This is a genomic window from Streptomyces sp. NPDC044063 (assembly GCF_056434285.1).
The window spans coordinates 163,542-180,479 of sequence record NZ_JBWKFM010000002.1; the positions used below are offsets into that span (position 1 = coordinate 163,542).

The 16,938-nt window shown below is 75.5% G+C and carries 6 protein-coding genes; all 6 read left to right on the forward strand.

What is annotated here, in order from left to right:
- The first annotated feature begins 9 nt into the window (after positions 1–9).
- The 6 genes from AC07BS_RS04360 (at position 10) to AC07BS_RS04385 (ending at position 16,857) form a co-directional block, all read left to right on the forward strand.
- On the forward strand, positions 10–915 hold the full coding sequence (locus tag AC07BS_RS04360) for an ACP S-malonyltransferase (RefSeq protein ID WP_478930331.1): 906 nt from the start codon (positions 10–12) through the stop codon (positions 913–915).
- Between the two features lie 95 nt (positions 916–1,010).
- On the forward strand, positions 1,011–1,262 hold the full coding sequence (locus AC07BS_RS04365) for an acyl carrier protein (RefSeq protein ID WP_478640012.1): 252 nt from the start codon (positions 1,011–1,013) through the stop codon (positions 1,260–1,262).
- 31 nt (positions 1,263–1,293) lie between these two features.
- Entirely contained in the window at positions 1,294–2,865 is a 1,572-nt protein-coding gene (locus tag AC07BS_RS04370) for an AMP-binding protein (protein WP_478641070.1), read from the forward strand.
- Positions 2,866–2,949: 84 nt separating this feature from the next.
- Entirely contained in the window at positions 2,950–4,440 is a 1,491-nt protein-coding gene (locus AC07BS_RS04375; RefSeq protein ID WP_478640009.1) for an AMP-binding protein, read from the forward strand.
- On the forward strand, positions 4,437–5,693 hold the full coding sequence (locus tag AC07BS_RS04380) for a type III PLP-dependent enzyme domain-containing protein (RefSeq protein ID WP_478930138.1): 1,257 nt from the start codon (positions 4,437–4,439) through the stop codon (positions 5,691–5,693). Before AC07BS_RS04375 ends, AC07BS_RS04380 begins: the two co-directional genes overlap by 4 nt.
- A 58-nt stretch (positions 5,694–5,751) precedes the next feature.
- On the forward strand, positions 5,752–16,857 hold the full coding sequence (locus AC07BS_RS04385) for a type I polyketide synthase (RefSeq protein ID WP_478930140.1): 11,106 nt from the start codon (positions 5,752–5,754) through the stop codon (positions 16,855–16,857).
- The last annotated feature ends 81 nt before the right edge of the window (positions 16,858–16,938 follow it).

Here is a 16,938-nt window from a genome sequence, read left to right on the forward strand (position 1 = left end):
TTTCCCGGAATGGGCCCGGTGAAATACTCCGACGTCAGCCGGTTCCTGCTGACCAATCCGCACGCCCGGCGCCTGCGGAAATCCGCGGAGGACGTGCTCGGCTATTCCCTCGCCGACCGGTACCGGGAATCGAGCGACGACTACGCGGAAGTCGCCCAGATCGTCTTCCTGGTGAACTGCCTGGCCCTCGCCGAATGGGCCCGGGAACGGCACGGCGTGGAACCCGTCGCCTGCACCGGGCCGAGCTTCGGCCAGAAGGCCGTGACGGCGTTCAGCGGCGCCCTGTCGTTCGAGGACGTCGTCGACCTGACGGCCCGTCTGGCCCGCTGCGAGGCCGAGTACTTCGCGCGTGAGCACCAGGACGTCGTCACCCTGTCGTTCGTCCGCGTCCCCGAGGACGAACTCCGCCCCGTGCTCGCCGAGATGGACGAGCGGGGCGCCTGGTACGACATCTCCTGCCACCTCGACCACGACTTCTTCATGCTGTCGCTGCGCGAGGGCGAGCTGGAGGACTTCCAGGCACGGGTACGGTCCCTCGGCGGACTGCCGCTGTACACCATGCGGCCGCCCATGCACTCCGCCGCCTTCGGCGCGCTCCGGCGCACCGTCGAGGAGGAGGTCCTGCCGCGCTACCGGTTCGCCGACCCCCGGCTGCCGGTCGTCGCCGACCAGGACGGCACGGTCGTCACGACGGCCGAGGGCATGCGGACGCTGATCCTCGACGGCGTGGTGCGCCCGGTGCGCTGGCCCGACGTGGTGGACACCCTGCGCGGCCTCGGCGTCGGCCGGGTGTGCGTCGCCGGCCCCGACAGCCTCTTCGGCCGGGTCGGCCGCACCGTGAACGCCTTCGACGTGCTGGCCGCCGATCCGCGCGCCGCGATGCGGCCCCGGATCCCCGCGCCGCTGCCGGCCTGACGCGCCGCCCGTCACCGCACCTTCCGGACGCCGCCCGTACCGAACGCGGCGCCCGGCACCCGTAGACCGACACGACAAGAGGGGTTGTGGACACCATGTGGGACCAGCGATTCGAGGAGATCCTGCGCGCCAGGCTGCCGTTCCTGACGCCCGACGAGGAGCTCTCCGGCGACATGAACCTGCGCGACGTCGGCCTGGACTCCCTGGGCATCGTCGAGCTGGTGGGCGCCCTGGAGGACGCGTACGAGGTCAGCTTCCGCGACGGCGCGCTGACCGTGGAGAACTTCGAGACGCCCGGCGTCCTGTGGAAGACGCTGGCCGGCCTGGCCGGCCGCGCCGACGGCTGACCGGACGGCACGAGCGGGAACGGTGGACGAGATGACCGACGGCGCGGCATACGGGCTGCACGGACGATTCCTGCGGGGCCTGGCCCTGGCCGGCGACGGCGAGGCGCTGCGCGCCGACGGCCGTTCCATCGGCTATGAACGGCTGCACCGCACCGCGCTGGCCTGGGCCGGAGCGCTGCTGGAGGCCACCGGTGGACGCCCCGGCGTCATCGGCGTGCTCGGCAACAAGTCCGTGGACGCCTACACGGCCACCCTCGCGGCCCTCTACACCGGCTCCGCCGTGGTGCCGCTGCACCCCGGCTTCCCCGAGGCCCGCAACCGGGCGACGCTGCGGGCCGCCGGGGTGACGGCGCTGATCGCCGCCGCCGACGCGGCACACCTGCTGCCCGGGCTGCTCGGCCCGGACGGCACCCTGCCGGTGCTGGTGCCGGAACTCCCCGGCGCCGGCACCGTCGAACCCCGGCCGGAGCACGCCCTGACCGAGCCCCGGACCGTCGAGCCCGGCGACACCGCGTACATCCTCTTCACCTCCGGCTCCACCGGCCGGCCCAAGGGCGTACCGATCAGCCACGGCGCCTGCGAGCACTACTTCCGGCAGGTCGAGCGGCGCTACGACTTCACGCCGCGCGACGTCTTCTCGCAGACCTTCGACCTCACCTTCGACTGCGCGATGTTCGACCTGTTCACCGCGTGGGGCTCCGGCGGGACGCTGGTCGCCGTCGACCCCGGGGCACTGTTCGCGCTGCCCGACTTCCTCGCCACGCAGGGCGTGACCGTCTGGTTCTCCACGCCCAGCGCCATCCGCCTGGTCCGCCGCACCGGCGGGCTCGCCCCCGGGGCGCTGCCGACGCTGCGCTGGAGCCTGTTCGCGGGGGAGGCCCTCAAGGCCGAGGACGCCGTCGACTGGCAGCGGGCCGCCCCCGGCTCCACGCTGGAGAACCTCTACGGCCCCACCGAGCTCACCATCACCGTCACCGCCCACCGCTGGGACCCCGCCACCTCCCCGGACGCCTGCGTCCACGGCGCGGTCCCCATCGGCCGGGTGCACGAGGGCCACGACTGGCTGCTGCTCGGCACGGACGGCGAGCCCGTGGACGTGACGGGCCCGGACGGCGCCGAGGGCGAACTGTGGATCAGCGGCCCCCAGCGCACCGTCGGCTACCTCGACCCGGCCGACTGCGGCGACCGGTTCCCGCGCCGCGCCGGCCGCATCTGGTACCGCACCGGCGACTGGGTCCGCAGCGCCCCCGACGGCGAACTCACCTACCTCGGGCGCATCGACCACCAGGTCCAGGTGCAGGGCATCCGCGTCGAACTCGCCGAGATCGACCACGCCGTGCGCGGCTGCGCGGGCGTGGAGGACGCGGTCACCGTCGCCGCCCGGCACGGCGACGTCCTCGAACTGGTCGTCTTCTACACCGGCGAGGCCCGCCCGCCCGCCCAGTTCGCCCGGCAGCTGCGGCAGGTGCTCCCGCCGGGCACGCTGCCCAAGTTCTACGAGCACCTGCCGGCGCTGCCCCTCAACGCCAACCGGAAGACCGACCGGACCGGTCTCACGGCCCGCGCCGGCGCCCTGGTGGGCAGCCGCGCCGCCGGGCGCTGAACCCCCCGGCGGTCAGCGGCAATCGCAGCAACGGGCACCGGCACCACCCGGCCCCGGTAACGATCGGAGATCAGGACAGTGACGTTGGAAAAGCCCGTGCACGGGTTCCTGGACGAGGCCGTCGCCGCGGCCCCCGGCACCCCGGCCGTCCGCGACGCGCAGGGCGCCTGGACCTACGCCGAACTCGACGCCCTCAGCCGCGCCTTCGAGGGCTGGCTCGCCGAGCAGGGCGTCGGCCCCGGCGACCGGGTCCTGGTGCGGCTGCCGAACATGCGCGAGATGGCCGCGATGCTCTACGGCACCTCGCGCCGCGGCGCGGTCCTCGTCCCCATCAACCCGGGCATGAAGGACTACCACCTGGGCCCCGTCCTGGCCGACAGCGAACCCACCGTGGTCATCGTCAGCGACCAGCAGACCGCCGCCATGGCCCGGCTCACCGAAGCCCCCGTGCACGGCGTCCGCGACGTCTGGGCGAAGGTCGAGGCCCGGCTCCCCGAGCCGCCCCGCGAGTCCGCCCCCGTGGACCCCACCTCCCTGGCCGTCCTCATCTACACCTCCGGCTCCACCGCCGCCCCCAAGGCCGTGGCCTGCCCCCACGCGCAGATCTCCTTCGCCGTGCGCGGCATCGGCTCCATGCTCGGCCACACCGCCGACGACGTCTTCTACGTCCGGCTGCCGCTGCCCTTCGACTACGGCCTCTTCCAGCTGCTGCTCAGCGCCGACGCCCGCGCCGAACTGGTGCTGTCCGGCTCCGAGCCGGAGTACACGCTCCTGGACCGCATCCGCGAGAGCGGCACCACCGTGCTGCCCGTGGTGCCCGCCCTCGCCTCGCTCCTCGTCATGCTCGGCGAGCGCGACCCCGGCCCCAGCTCCGTACGGCTCATCACCAACACCGGCGCGGCCCTGCCCCAGTCCACCATCGACGCGCTCCGCGCCGTCTTCCCCGGCGCCAAGGTGGCCCGGATGTACGGCATCACCGAGTGCAAGCGCGTCAGCATCATGCCCCCGGACCAGGACCTCGAGCGCCCCGACTCGGTCGGCCTGCCGCTGCCCGGTACCCGCGTGCTGATCCTCGACGAGGACGGCACCGAGCTGCCGCCCGGCCGCACCGGCGAGATCGTGCCCGTCGGCCCGCACGTGATGGCCGGCTACTGGCGCGCCCCGGAGATCACCGCCCGCACCTTCCGGACCGACCCCACGACGGGCGAGACCCGGCTGCACACCCGCGACTTCGGTCACCTCGACGAGGACGGCTACCTCTACTTCGACGGCCGCCGCGACGACATGTTCAAGCGGAAGGGCATCCGCATGAGCACCATCGAGATCGAGGCCGCGGCCATGGACATCCCCGGTGTCCGCAACGCCGCCGCGCTCCAGCCCACCGCCGACCGCGACCTCGTCCTGTTCGCCGTGACCGACCTGGCCCCCGGCGTCGTCCTGCGCGAGCTCGCCAAGCGCCTGGAGGCGGCCAAGGTGCCGTCCGTGTGCCGGGTCCTGGAGACCTTCCCGCTCACCCCCAACGGCAAGACCGCCAAGGACCGGCTGGCCGACCTCGTCGAGGAGGACCCCCGATGACCGGCACGCCCGCCCCCCGCCCCACCGCCGCCGAGCTCGCCCGGACGTACGGCACCCCGCTGTACGTCTACGACCTGGACCGCGTCGTCGCGGCCCGGCGGGACCTGCGCGCCGCCCTGCCGGACGGCTTCACCGTCTACTACTCCTTCAAGGCCAATCCGCATCCCGACCTGGCCCGCGCCCTGCGCGAGATCCCCGACGGCCCCTGCCGCGCCGAGGTGTGCTCCGAGGGCGAGCTCGCCGCCGCCCTCGCCGCCGGCTTCCCCGCCGCCGAGATCCTCTACGGCGGCCCCGGCAAGACCGCCGTCGAGCTCACCGGCGCCGTCGCCGCGGGCGTGCGCACCTTCTCGGTGGAGTCCCTGGGCGACCTGCGCCGCGTGGGCCGTATCGCCGGCGAGCACGGTGTGACCGCCGACGTCCTGCTGCGGATCAACGACACGGCCTCCGCGGGCGCCACCAGCATCCGTATGACCGGCGCCCCCTCGCAGTTCGGCATCGACCGCGAGACCCTGGCCGGGCAGGCCGCCGAGCTCGCCGCCGTCCCCGGCACCCGCCTCGTCGGCCTCCACTTCTTCCCGCTGAGCAACGCCCGGGACGAGGAGGGCCTCATCCGGGAGTTCCGGCAGAGCATCGCCACGGCCGCGGCGCTCCACACCGAACTCGGCCTGCCGCTGCGGGTGCTCGACCTCGGCGGCGGATTCGCCGCCCCCTACGCCGTCCCCGGCGACCGGCCCGTCTACACCGGTCTGCGGGCGGCCCTGGAGGACGCCCTCGACACCCACCTGCCGCAGTGGCGCGACGGCGGGATCCACCTCGCCTGCGAGTCCGGCCGCTACCTGGTCGGCGACTGCGGCGAACTGGTCGTCGAGGTCACCAACGTCAAGGAGAGCCGCGGCCGGACCTTCCACGTCGCCGACGGCGGCGTGAACACCCTCGGAGGCATGGCCGGCCTCGGCCGCCTGCTGCCGCTGGCCGTGAGCCTCGACGAGGAGCCCGGACGCGAGACGCGCACCGCCAGCCTGGTGGGCCCGCTGTGCACGCCCGGCGACATCCTCGGCCGGGACATCCAGCTGCCCGTGCTGGCGCCGGGAGACCTCGTCACCGTGCCCAACGTGGGCGCCTACGGGGCCACCGCGAGCCTGCTGCTGTTCCTCAGCCGCCCGGCACCCGTCGAGGCGGTCGTCCGCGGCGCGGAGACCGTCTCCGTCACGCGGCTCGTGGCACAGCGCACGCCGGTCGGCCCCGGCAACTAGCAGGACCCCCGGCCGGAACCGGGGCAGGACAACGAACAGTCGCGGCAGGAACGGTGGAGTGGGCATGAGCGGGTCCGAAGGCGTCGTGGAGACCACGGCGATGACGCGGCTGACCGGGCTTTCGGAGCTGTCGGGGCTGCCGGCGGTCGAGCGGGAACGCGTCCTGTCCGCGCTGGTGGCCACCGGGACCGCCGAGGTCCTCGCCGGCCTCGCACGGGACGGGAGCGAACCGGACGGCGACACCGTGGCCGCCCTCGCGGACGACGTGGCCGCCCGGCCGGACCGGTCCTTCAAGGACCTCGGGTTCGACTCGCTGGCCTCCGTCGCCCTCCACCGGCGGCTCGTCGAGGCCACCGGCGCCGGCCTCCCCGTCACCGTCGTCTTCGACCACCCCACCCCCCGCGCCCTGACCGCCCACCTGCGGGCCCTGCTGACCGGGGCGGACGGCACGGCGGACGAGGCGGCGCCCGTGTCCGTCGCGCCCCGGGCCGCCGACGAGGACGACCCGGTCGTCGTCATCGCCATGAGCTGCCGCTACCCCGGCGGCGTCACCAGCCCCGAGGAGCTGTGGCAGGTCGTCAGCGACGGCCGCGACGTCATCTCCGGCTTCCCCACCGACCGCGGCTGGGACCTCGACGCCCTCTACGACCCCGACCCCGACCGCCCCGGCACCTCCTACGTCCGCGAGGGCGGCTTCCTCCACGACGCCGCCCGCTTCGACGCCGGCTTCTTCGGGATCTCCCCCCGCGAGGCCCTCTCCATGGACCCGCAGCAGCGCATCGCCCTGGAGACCGGCTGGGAGGCCTTCGAACGCGCCGGCATCGACCCCGCCACCGTGCGCGGCGACCGCGTCGGCGTGTTCGTCGGCGCCGAACCGCAGGAGTACGGCCCCCGCCTCCACGAGGCCCCCGAGGGCTACGAGGGCTACCTCCTCACCGGCAACGCCACCAGCGTCGTCTCCGGCCGCATCTCCTACGCCCTCGGCCTGGAGGGCCCCGCCCTCACCGTCGACACCGCCTGCTCCGGCTCCCTCGTCGCCCTCCACCTGGCCGCCGCCGCGCTGCGCCGCGGCGAGTGCTCGCTCGCCCTGGCCGGCGGCGTCTCCGTCATGCCCACCCCCGGCACCTTCGTCGCGTTCAGCCGGCAGCGCGGACTCGCGCCCGACGGCCGCTGCAAGGCCTTCTCCGCCGACGCCGACGGCACCGGCTGGGCCGAGGGCGCCGGCATGCTCCTGCTGGAACGCCTCTCCGACGCCCGCCGCAACGGCCACCGCGTCCTCGCCGTCCTGCGCGGCTCCGCCGTCAACCAGGACGGCGCCAGCAACGGCCTCACCGCCCCCAACGGCCTCGCCCAGCAGCGCGTCATCCGCCAGGCCCTCGCCGACGCCGGCCTCGCCCCCGGCGACGTCGACGCCGTCGAGGCGCACGGCACCGGCACCCGGCTCGGCGACCCCATCGAGGCCCGCGCCCTGCTCGCCACCTACGGCCAGGACCGGCCCGCCGACCGGCCCGTCCGGCTCGGCTCCGTCAAGTCGAACATCGGGCACGCCCAGGCCGCCGCGGGCGCCGCCGGCGTCATCAAGATGATCCTCGCCATGCGGCACGGACTGCTGCCCCGCACCCTCCACCTGGGCACGCCGACGCCGCACGCCGACTGGTCGTCCGGCGCCGTCGAACTCCTCGACGAGGCCGTCGCGTGGCCCCCCGCGGACGAGCCCCGCCGCGCCGCCGTGTCCTCCTTCGGCATCAGCGGCACCAACGCCCACGCCATCCTGGAGGAACCCCCGGCGGAGGACCGCGCCGAGGACACGAGCGGGGACACCACCACCGGCACCCCGGCCGGCCTCGTCCCCTGGCCGCTGTCCGCCCACAGCGAGCCCGCCCTGCGCGCCCAGGCCGAGCGCCTGCGCGCCCACGTCGCCGCCCACCCCGGCACGCGCCCCGCCGACGTCGCCCACACGCTGGGCACCGGCCGCGCCGCCCTCGCCCACCGTGCCGTCGTCCTCGGCACCGCGACCGGCGACCTCCTCGACGGCCTGGCCGCCCTCGCCACCGGCGACACCGCGCCCGCCGTCGTCACCGGCACCGCGGCAGCCGACGCCAAGCTCGCCTTCCTCTTCACCGGCCAGGGCGCCCAGCGCCTGGCCATGGGACGCGAGCTGTACGCCGCCGAACCCGTCTTCGCCCGCGCCTTCGACGCCGCCTGCGGCCACCTCGACCTCCAGCTCGAACACCCCCTGCGCGACGTGGTGTTCGCCCCCGAGGACAGCCCGCTCGCCGCGCTCCTCGACCGCACCGGCTACGCCCAGCCCGCCCTGTTCGCGATCGAGACCGCACTGTTCCGGCTGCTGGAGTCCTGGGGCGTGCGCCCCGACTTCCTCGCCGGCCACTCCGTCGGCGAACTGGCCGCGGCCCACGCGGCCGGCGTCCTCTCCCTCCAGGACGCGGCCCTCCTCGTCGCCGCCCGCGGCGTCCTCATGCAGGAACTCCCGGCCGGCGGCGCCATGATCGCCGTCCAGGCCACCGAGGCCGACGTGGCCCCCCTGCTCGCCGGCCGCGCCGGCGAGGTGACCGTCGCCGCCGTCAACGGCCCCTCCGCGCTGGTCCTGTCCGGCGACGAGGACGCCGTCACCGCCGTCGCCGACGAACTCGCCGCGCTCGGCCGCAAGACCAAGCGCCTGCGCGTCTCGCACGCCTTCCACTCGCCGCGCATGGACGCCATGCTCACCGAGTTCCGGCAGATCGCCGAGGCCCTCACCTACGCGCCCCCGGCCGTCCCCGTCGTCTCAAACGTCACCGGCACCCTCGCCACCGAGGCCGAGCTGTGCTCGCCCGACTACTGGGTCCGGCACGTCCGCGAGGCCGTCCGCTTCGCCGACGGCATGCGCGAGCTCGAACGCCACGGCGTCCGCGCCTTCCTCGAACTCGGCCCCGACGGTGTCCTCACCGCCATGGCCCAGGACTGCCTGACCCCGCGCCACGCCGAACGCTCCGTCCTCGTCCCGGCCCTGCGCGCCGGCCGCCCCGAACCGGCGACCCTGCTCACCGCCGTGGCCCGGCTCCACGCCCACGGCGCGGGCCCCGACTGGGCCGCGCTGCTCGCCCGCCACACGCCCCGCCCGGTCGACCTGCCCACGTACGCCTTCCAGCGCGAGCACTACTGGCTGACCGCCCCCGCCGCCCGGACCGCCGCCGACGCCCTCGGCCTGGGCACCACAGCCCACCCCCTGCTGGCCGCCGCCCTCGCCCCCGCCGACGGCGGACTCCTGCTCACCGGCCGGCTGTCGCTCCAGTCGCACCCGTGGCTCGCCGACCACGCCGTCTCCGGCCGGGTCCTGCTGCCCGGCACCGCCTTCCTGGACCTGGCCGTGCACGCCGGCGACCAGGTCGGCTGCGCCGGCGTCGAGGAACTCACCCTCCAGGCCCCCCTCGTCCTGCCCGACCGGGGCGCCGTGAACCTCCAGGTGTGGGCGGGCGACCCCGACGACACCGGCCGCCGCCCCCTCTCCGTCCACTCGCGCCCCGCCGACGCCCACTCCGACGAGCCGTGGACGCGGCACGCCGACGGCTTCCTGCTGCCCGCCGCCGCCCCGGCGCCGGCCGCGGCCCCCGCGCCCTGGCCCCCGCGCGACGCCGAGGAGATCGCCCTCGACGGCCTCTACGAGCGCCTCGACGACCAGGGCTACGGCTACGGGCCGCTGTTCCAGGGCCTGCGCGCCGCCTGGCGGCGCGGCACCGAGACGTTCGCCGAGGTGGCCCTCCCGGAGGACGCCACGGGACCCGAAACCGGTGCCTTCGGCCTCCACCCGGCCCTCCTCGACTCCGTGCTGCACGCCATCGGGCTCGACGAGGACCGCGGCCTCGAACTCCCCTTCGCCTGGACCGGGGTGACCCTCCACGCGAGCGGCGCCGCACACCTGCGCGCCCGTATCGCCCCCGCCGACGGCGGCGCCGTGTCGATCGCCCTCACCGACCCCGACGGCACCCCCGTCGCCACCGTCGACGCGCTCGTCCTGCGCCCCCTGACCGACCAGCCGGCCCCCGCCGTCCGCGACTCCCTCTTCACCCTCGTCACGGCCCCCCTCGCGACCCCCGAGACCCCCGCCGCCGAGCTCCCGGTCCTCGTCGCCGACGACCCGGAGGCCTGGGGCCACGGCCCGGCCGCGCCCGACGGCGCCACCCACCCCGGCCTGGCGGCCCTGACCGCCGCCGTCGACGCGGGCATGCCCGTACCCGCCACCGTCGCCCTCCTGTGCGGCCCCGGCGCGACGGCCGGCGGGACGACCCCGCCCGCCACGGCCCGTACGGCACTGGAGCGGACGCTCGCGGACGTCCGGGCCTGGCTCGCCGACGACCGGTTCGCCGCCTCCCGGCTGGCCCTCGTCCTGCCCGCCGCCTCCGGCACGGACGGCGACGGCCCCGACGCCGACCTCACCTGGGCACCCGTCCGGAGCCTGCTCCGCGCGGCCCAGCTGGAACACCCCGGCCGCCTCGTCCTCCTCACCGCGGACCCGGCAGCCACGCCCACCACCGGCGCGCTCGCCGCCGCCCTCGCCACGGGAGAGCCCGAACTCGCCCTGACCGGCGGCACCTGGCACGCCCCCCGCCTCGCCCGCGCCACCGGCACCCCGGCCGCCGGCACCCCCCTGCGCACCGACGGCACCGTCCTCGTCACCGGCGGCACCGGCGGCCTCGGCCGCGTCGTCGCCCGCCACCTCGTCACCCGCCACGGCATCCGCCACCTGCTGCTCGCCGGCCGCCGCGGCCCCGAGGCGCCCGGCGCCGCCGTATTCCGCGACGAACTCGCCGACCTGGGCGCCGACGTCACCATCGCCGCCTGCGACACCGCCGACCGCGAAGCACTCGCCGCCCTCCTCGCCGGCATCCCGGACGACCGGCCGCTCACCGCCGTCGTCCACACCGCCGGCGTCATCGACGACGGCCTCGTCACCGCGCTCACCCCCGAGCGCCTCGACACCGTCCTGCGCCCCAAGGCCGACGCGGCCTGGCACCTCCACGAGCTCACCAGCGGCCTCGACCTCGACGCCTTCGTCCTCTTCTCCTCGGCCGCCGCCACCCTCGACAACGCCGGCCAGGGCAACTACGCGGCCGCCAACGCCTTCCTGGAGGCGCTCGCCCGGCACCGCCACGCCCACGACCTGCCCGCCGTCGCCCTCGGCTGGGGCCTGTGGGCCGAACGCACCGGCATGACCGGCGAGCTCGGCGACGCCGACCTCCGGCGCATGGCCCGCAACGGCCAGGCCCCCCTGCCCACCGCCGATGGACTCGACCTCCTCGACGCGGCCCTGGCGACCGACGAGCCCGTCCTGCTGCCGATGCGCCTCGACCTGGCGGCCGTACGCCGCCTGGCCACCGCCGGCGACGACATCCCCGCGATCCTGCGCGGCCTGGTCCGCGCCACCGGCCGCCCGGCCCTCAGGCCCGGCGCCACCACGACCGGAACGGCCACCACCGCCCTCGGCGACCGGCTGGCCGGCCTGCCCGCGGCCGAACGCGCCGAAGCCGTCCTGGAGCTCGTCCGCACCCAGGTCGCCACGGTCCTCGGCCACGTCGACTCCGACGCCGTCGACCCCGAGAACGCCTTCCAGTCCATCGGCTTCGACTCGCTGACCGCCGTCGAACTCCGCAACCGGCTGGGCGCCGCCACCGGCCTCCGCCTGCCCGCCACGCTGATCTTCGACTACCCCAACCCCCAGGCCCTCGCCGACTTCGTCGACCGCGGCCTCACCGGCACCGCCGAACGCGCCGCCGACACCGCCCCCGTCCGGGCGGCCGCGGCCGACGAGCCCCTCGCCATCGTGGCCATGAGCTGCCGCTACCCCGGCGGCGTCACCAGCCCCGAGGAACTGTGGAACCTCGTCGCCGCCGGCGGCGACGGCATCACCGCCTTCCCCACCGACCGCGGCTGGGACCTGGCCGGGCTCTACGACCCGAACCCGGACACCCCCGGCACCACGTACGCCCGCGAGGGCGGCTTCCTCCACGACGCCGCCGCCTTCGACGCCGCCTTCTTCGGCGTCGGTCCCCGCGAGGCCACCGCCACGGACCCCCAGCAGCGACTGCTGCTGGAGACCACCTGGGAGGTCTTCGAACGCGCCGGCATCGACCCCACGTCCCTGCGCGGCAGCCGCACCGGCGTCTTCGCCGGCGTCATGTACCACGACTACGCCGCCCGCCTCGGCGGCCAGGTCCCCGAGGGCATGGAGGGCTACCTCGGCAACGGCAGCCTGGGCAGCGTCGTCTCGGGCCGCGTCTCCTACACCTTCGGGCTGGAGGGCCCGGCGGTCACGGTGGACACGGCGTGCTCGTCGTCGCTCGTCGCCCTCCACCTGGCCGGACAGGCCCTGCGCCAGGGCGAGTGCACCCTGGCCCTCGTCGGCGGCGTCACCGTCATGGCCACGCCCGACACCTTCATCGACTTCAGCCGCCAGCGCGGCCTCGCCCGCGACGGCCGCTGCAAGCCGTTCGCGGCGGCGGCGGACGGTACGGGCTGGTCCGAGGGTGTCGGCATGCTGCTCGTGGAGCGGCTGTCGGACGCGCGGAAGAACGGTCACCCGGTACTGGCGGTCGTGCGTGGTTCGGCGATCAACCAGGACGGTGCGTCGAACGGTCTGACGGCGCCCAACGGCCCGTCCCAGCAGCGCGTCATCCGCCAGGCCCTGGCCAACGCCGGTGTGTCGGCGGCGGACGTGGACGTGGTGGAGGCGCACGGTACGGGTACGACGCTGGGTGACCCGATCGAGGCGCAGGCGCTGCTCGCCACGTACGGCCAGGAGCGGCCGGAGGACGGCCGCCCGCTGCGCCTGGGTTCCATCAAGTCGAACCTGGGCCACACGCAGGCCGCGGCGGGTGTCGCGGGTGTCATCAAGATGGTGATGGCGATGCGGGAGGGTGTGCTTCCGCAGACGCTGCACGTGGACGCTCCTTCGCCGCATGTGGATTGGTCGGCGGGCGCTGTCGAGCTGCTGTCGGAGGCCGTGGAGTGGCCGGAGGCCGACAGGCCTCGCCGCGCTGGTGTGTCGTCGTTCGGTATCAGCGGCACGAACGCGCACGTGATCCTGGAAGAGGCTCCCGCGCTTGAGAACGCGGAGACCACGCCGTCGGTCGATGGTGGTGTGGTGCCGTGGGTGTTGTCGGCGAAGTCGGCCGATGCGTTGCGGGGTCAGGCGGAGCGGCTGCGGGAGTTCGTGGCCGGCCGTGCTGAGCTGTCGGTGGCGGATGTGGCGTTCTCGCTGGCGTCGTCGCGTGCGGTGCTGGAGCACCGCGCGGTGGTCGCGGGCCGGGACCGTGAGGAGTTGCTGGCGGCTCTGGGCTCGCTGGAGGAGGCGGCGTCGGGTGTCCCGGTGAAGGGCAAGCTGGCGGTGCTCTTCACGGGTCAGGGCTCGCAGCGGATCGGGATGGGGCGTGAACTGCGTGCCGCGTTCCCGGTGTTCGCTGATGCCTTCGGTGCTGTGTGCGCCGAGCTGGATGAGTACCTGGAGCGTCCGCTCGTCGAGGTGATCGACGAGGACGGCGAGGCGCTGGACCGGACCGAGTTCACGCAGGCCGCTCTCTTCGCGGTCGAGGTGGCGCTGTTCCGTCTTGTCGAGTCGTGGGGTGTGCGTCCGGACTTCCTGGCGGGTCACTCTGTGGGCGAGATTGCTGCGGCTCATGTGGCGGGTGTGCTGTCGCTGGCTGATGCGGCGCTGCTCGTCACGGCTCGGGGTCGTCTGATGCAGGCGCTGCCGGCCGGTGGCGCGATGGTGTCGGTCCAGGCCGCTGAGGAAACGGTCCTGCCGCTTCTCGCCGGTCGTGAGGCCGAGGTCGGTATCGCTGCTGTCAACGGGCCGCTGTCCGTGGTCATCTCCGGTGCCGAGACTGCCGTTGCCGAGATCGCCGAGGCCCTGGCCGCCGACGGCGTCAAGACCAAGCGTCTGCGCGTCTCGCACGCCTTCCACTCGCCGCTCATGGACCCGATGCTGGAGGACTTCCGCCAGGTCGTCGAAGGCCTGACCTTCTCCGTCCCGGCCATCCCCGTCGTCGTCGCCTCCGGCGACGTCACCTCTCCCTCCTACTGGGTCGACCACGTCCGCGACGCCGTCCGCTTCGCCGACATCATCCGGACCCTCGAGTCCGAGGGCGTTCGCACCTACCTCGAACTCGGCCCCGACGCCGTCCTGTCCGTCATGGGACAGGACTGCCTCGCCGACCCCGCCGACGCCCTCCTCCTGCCCGTCCTGCGCAAGGACCGCGACGAGGAGCGCACGCTCGTCGACGCGCTGGCCCTGCTCCACACCCGTGGGGTGACCGTCGACTGGGCGGCCTTCCTCTCCCCGTACGGCCCCCGCCGCGTCGACCTGCCCACGTATGCCTTCCAGCACCGCTCCTACTGGCTGATCGCCCCGCCGCCCGGCGGTGACGCGACCGGTCTGGGGCAGGACCCGGCCGGTCACCCGCTGCTCATGGCCGCCGTCTCGCCGGCCGGCAGCGACCAGTTGCTGCTGACGGGTCGGCTGTCGCTCGACTCCCACCCGTGGCTCGCGGACCACGCCGTGTCCGGGACGGTGCTCGTGCCCGGGGCCGCGCTCGTCGAGCTGGCCGTGCGGGCCGGCGACGGAGTGGGCTGCGGCACGCTGGACGAACTCACCCTGGAGGCGCCGATGGTGCTTCCCCCGGCCGGGGGCGTGCACCTCCAGCTCCTGGTGGGGGAGGCGGACGCCGATGGCGCGCGGTCGCTGACCGTCCACTCGCGGGCGCAGGACGCGGGCGCCGGGGCGCCGTGGACGCGGAACGCCGTGGGCCGGCTGGTGCCGGGGGCGGCGGCGCCGTCGTCCGACCTCTCGGCCTGGCCGCCCGCCGGCGCCGAACCGGTGGACACCGGCGCCCTGTACGACGACATGCTGGCCTCGGGTCTGGCCTACGGGCCGGTGTTCCAGGGCCTGCGGCGCGCGTGGCGCCTCGGCGACGAGACGTTCGCCGAGGTGGCGCTGCCGGAGGGCAACGCGCCCGAGGCGTACGGCCTCCACCCGGCCCTGCTGGACGCCGCGCTGCACGCCATCGGGGTCGGTGACGGTGACGCGCGGAGCGACCGCGCCGAACTGCCCTTCGCCTGGAGCGGTGTGACGCTGCACGCCACGGGCGCGGCGGCGCTGCGGGTCCGGGTCACCCCGTCGGGGAGCGGTGTCGCGCTCGCCCTGGCGGACGGGACGGGCGCCCCCGTGGCGTCGGTGGACTCGCTGGTGCTGCGGCCGGTGTCCGAGGAGCAGATCGACGCCGCGCGCGGCGGCCACGAGTCGCTGTTCCGGCTGGAGTGGCCGGCGCTGGCCGTGGAGGCCACCACCGGTCCCGCCGGGCTCCGGTGGGACGAGCACGTGCCCGGGGAGACCGCGCTGCCCGACCCGGGCGGTGCGGTGCCGGACGCCGTGCTGGTGCGCTGCCCCGGGATGCCGGACGCCCTGTCCGCCGTGGCCGTGCGTGAGGCCGTCGGGCGTGCCCTGGCCGTGGTCGGGGCCTGGCTCGGCGACGAGCGGTACGCGGCCTCCCGGCTGGTGCTCCTGACCCGGAACGCCGTTCCGGCGGTCGCGGGGGAGGACGTCGCCGACCCGGCGCACGCCGCCGTGTGGGGTCTGGTGCGGGCCGCTCAGGAGGAGAACCCGGACCGGCTCGTCCTCCTGGACGGGGACGGCTCCGAGGACGATCGCGTGATCGCCGCCGCCCTCGCCTCCGGCGAGCCGCAGCTCGCGGTGCGCGGCGGCGAGCTGCGCGTCCCGCGCCTGGCCTCCGCCGGCCGTGGCACGGCTGCCGGGGCCGCGTTCGGCCCGGAGGGCACCGTGCTCGTCACCGGCGGTACGGGCGGGCTGGGCCGCATCGTGGCCCGCCACCTGGTGACGGCGCACGGCGTACGGAACCTGCTGCTCACCAGCCGGCGCGGTCCCCAGGCGCCCGGCGCCGCGGAGCTCTGCGACGAACTGCGGGAGCTGGGCGCCGACGTGACGGTCGTGGCCTGCGACGCGGCCGACCGGGAGGCGCTGGCCGGGGTGCTCGCGGACGTCCCGGGGGACCGCCCCCTCACCGGAGTGGTGCACTGCGCGGGCGTCCTCGACGACGGTGTGGTCACGTCCCTGACCCCCGCGCGGGTGGACGCCGTGCTGCGGCCGAAGGCCGACGCGGCCCTCCATCTGCACGAGCTGACCCGGGACCTGGACCTGTCCGCGTTCGTGCTGTTCTCGTCCGTCGCCGGCACGCTGCACGGGGCGGGCCAGGGCAACTACGCGGCGGCCAACGCCTTCCTCGACGCCCTGGCCCACCGCCGGCGCGCCGAGGGCCTGCCGGCCGTGTCCCTCGGCTGGGGGCTGTGGGCGGAGGGCGACGGCATGGCCGCCGGGCTGTCGCAGGCCGACCTGCTGCGCATCGCCCGCTCGGGGCTGCCGGCCCTGCCGACGGCGGAGGCGCTGGAACTCTTCGACGCGGCGCTCGGCGCCGGCGCGCCCGTGCTGTTCCCGACCCGGGTGGACCGGGCCGCGCTGCGGGCCCGTACCGACGGGGTCCCGGCGCCGCTGCGCGGCCTGGTGCCCGTCGCCGTCCGGCGGGCGGCGGCCCGGGACGAGGGTCCGGCGGAGGAGGAGGGCACGCTCGCCGAGCGGCTGGCCCGGCTCGGCGCCGCCGAGCAGGACCGGATGCTGCTCGACCTGGTCCGTACGCACGTGGCGGCCGTCCTGGGCCACGCCGCTGCCGAGGACGTGCCGCCGGCGCGGGGTTTCACCGAGCTGGGCTTCGACTCGCTGGCCTCGGTCGAGCTGCGCAACCGGCTCGGGGGTGCCACGGGGCTGCGGCTGTCCGCCACGCTCGTCTTCGACTATCCGAACGCCGAGGTCCTCGCGAAGTACCTGGGCTCCGAGCTGATCGAGGAGCAGGTCCCCGAGGAGCAGGGGCTCGCGGCGGAGCTCACCCGCCTGGAGGCCGCCGTGGACGGCGCCCTGGGTGCGACGCGCGCCGGGGACCCGGAGCACGCGCTGGTCGAGAGCCGGCTGCGCGCCCTGCTGAACCGGTGGACCCGGGACGCGGGTGCGGCCGCCGAGGAGGAGGGCGCGGATCTCACCTCCGCCACGGCGGACGAGGTCTTCGACATGCTCGACACCATGCTGGAGGGCGACCTCGACCTGTAGGAACGGGTGATCGGCCGGCGCGGCGAGGGCCGCGCCGGCCGATGCGAGAATTCCGCGCAACGGAAGGAGACGGGGGACGCG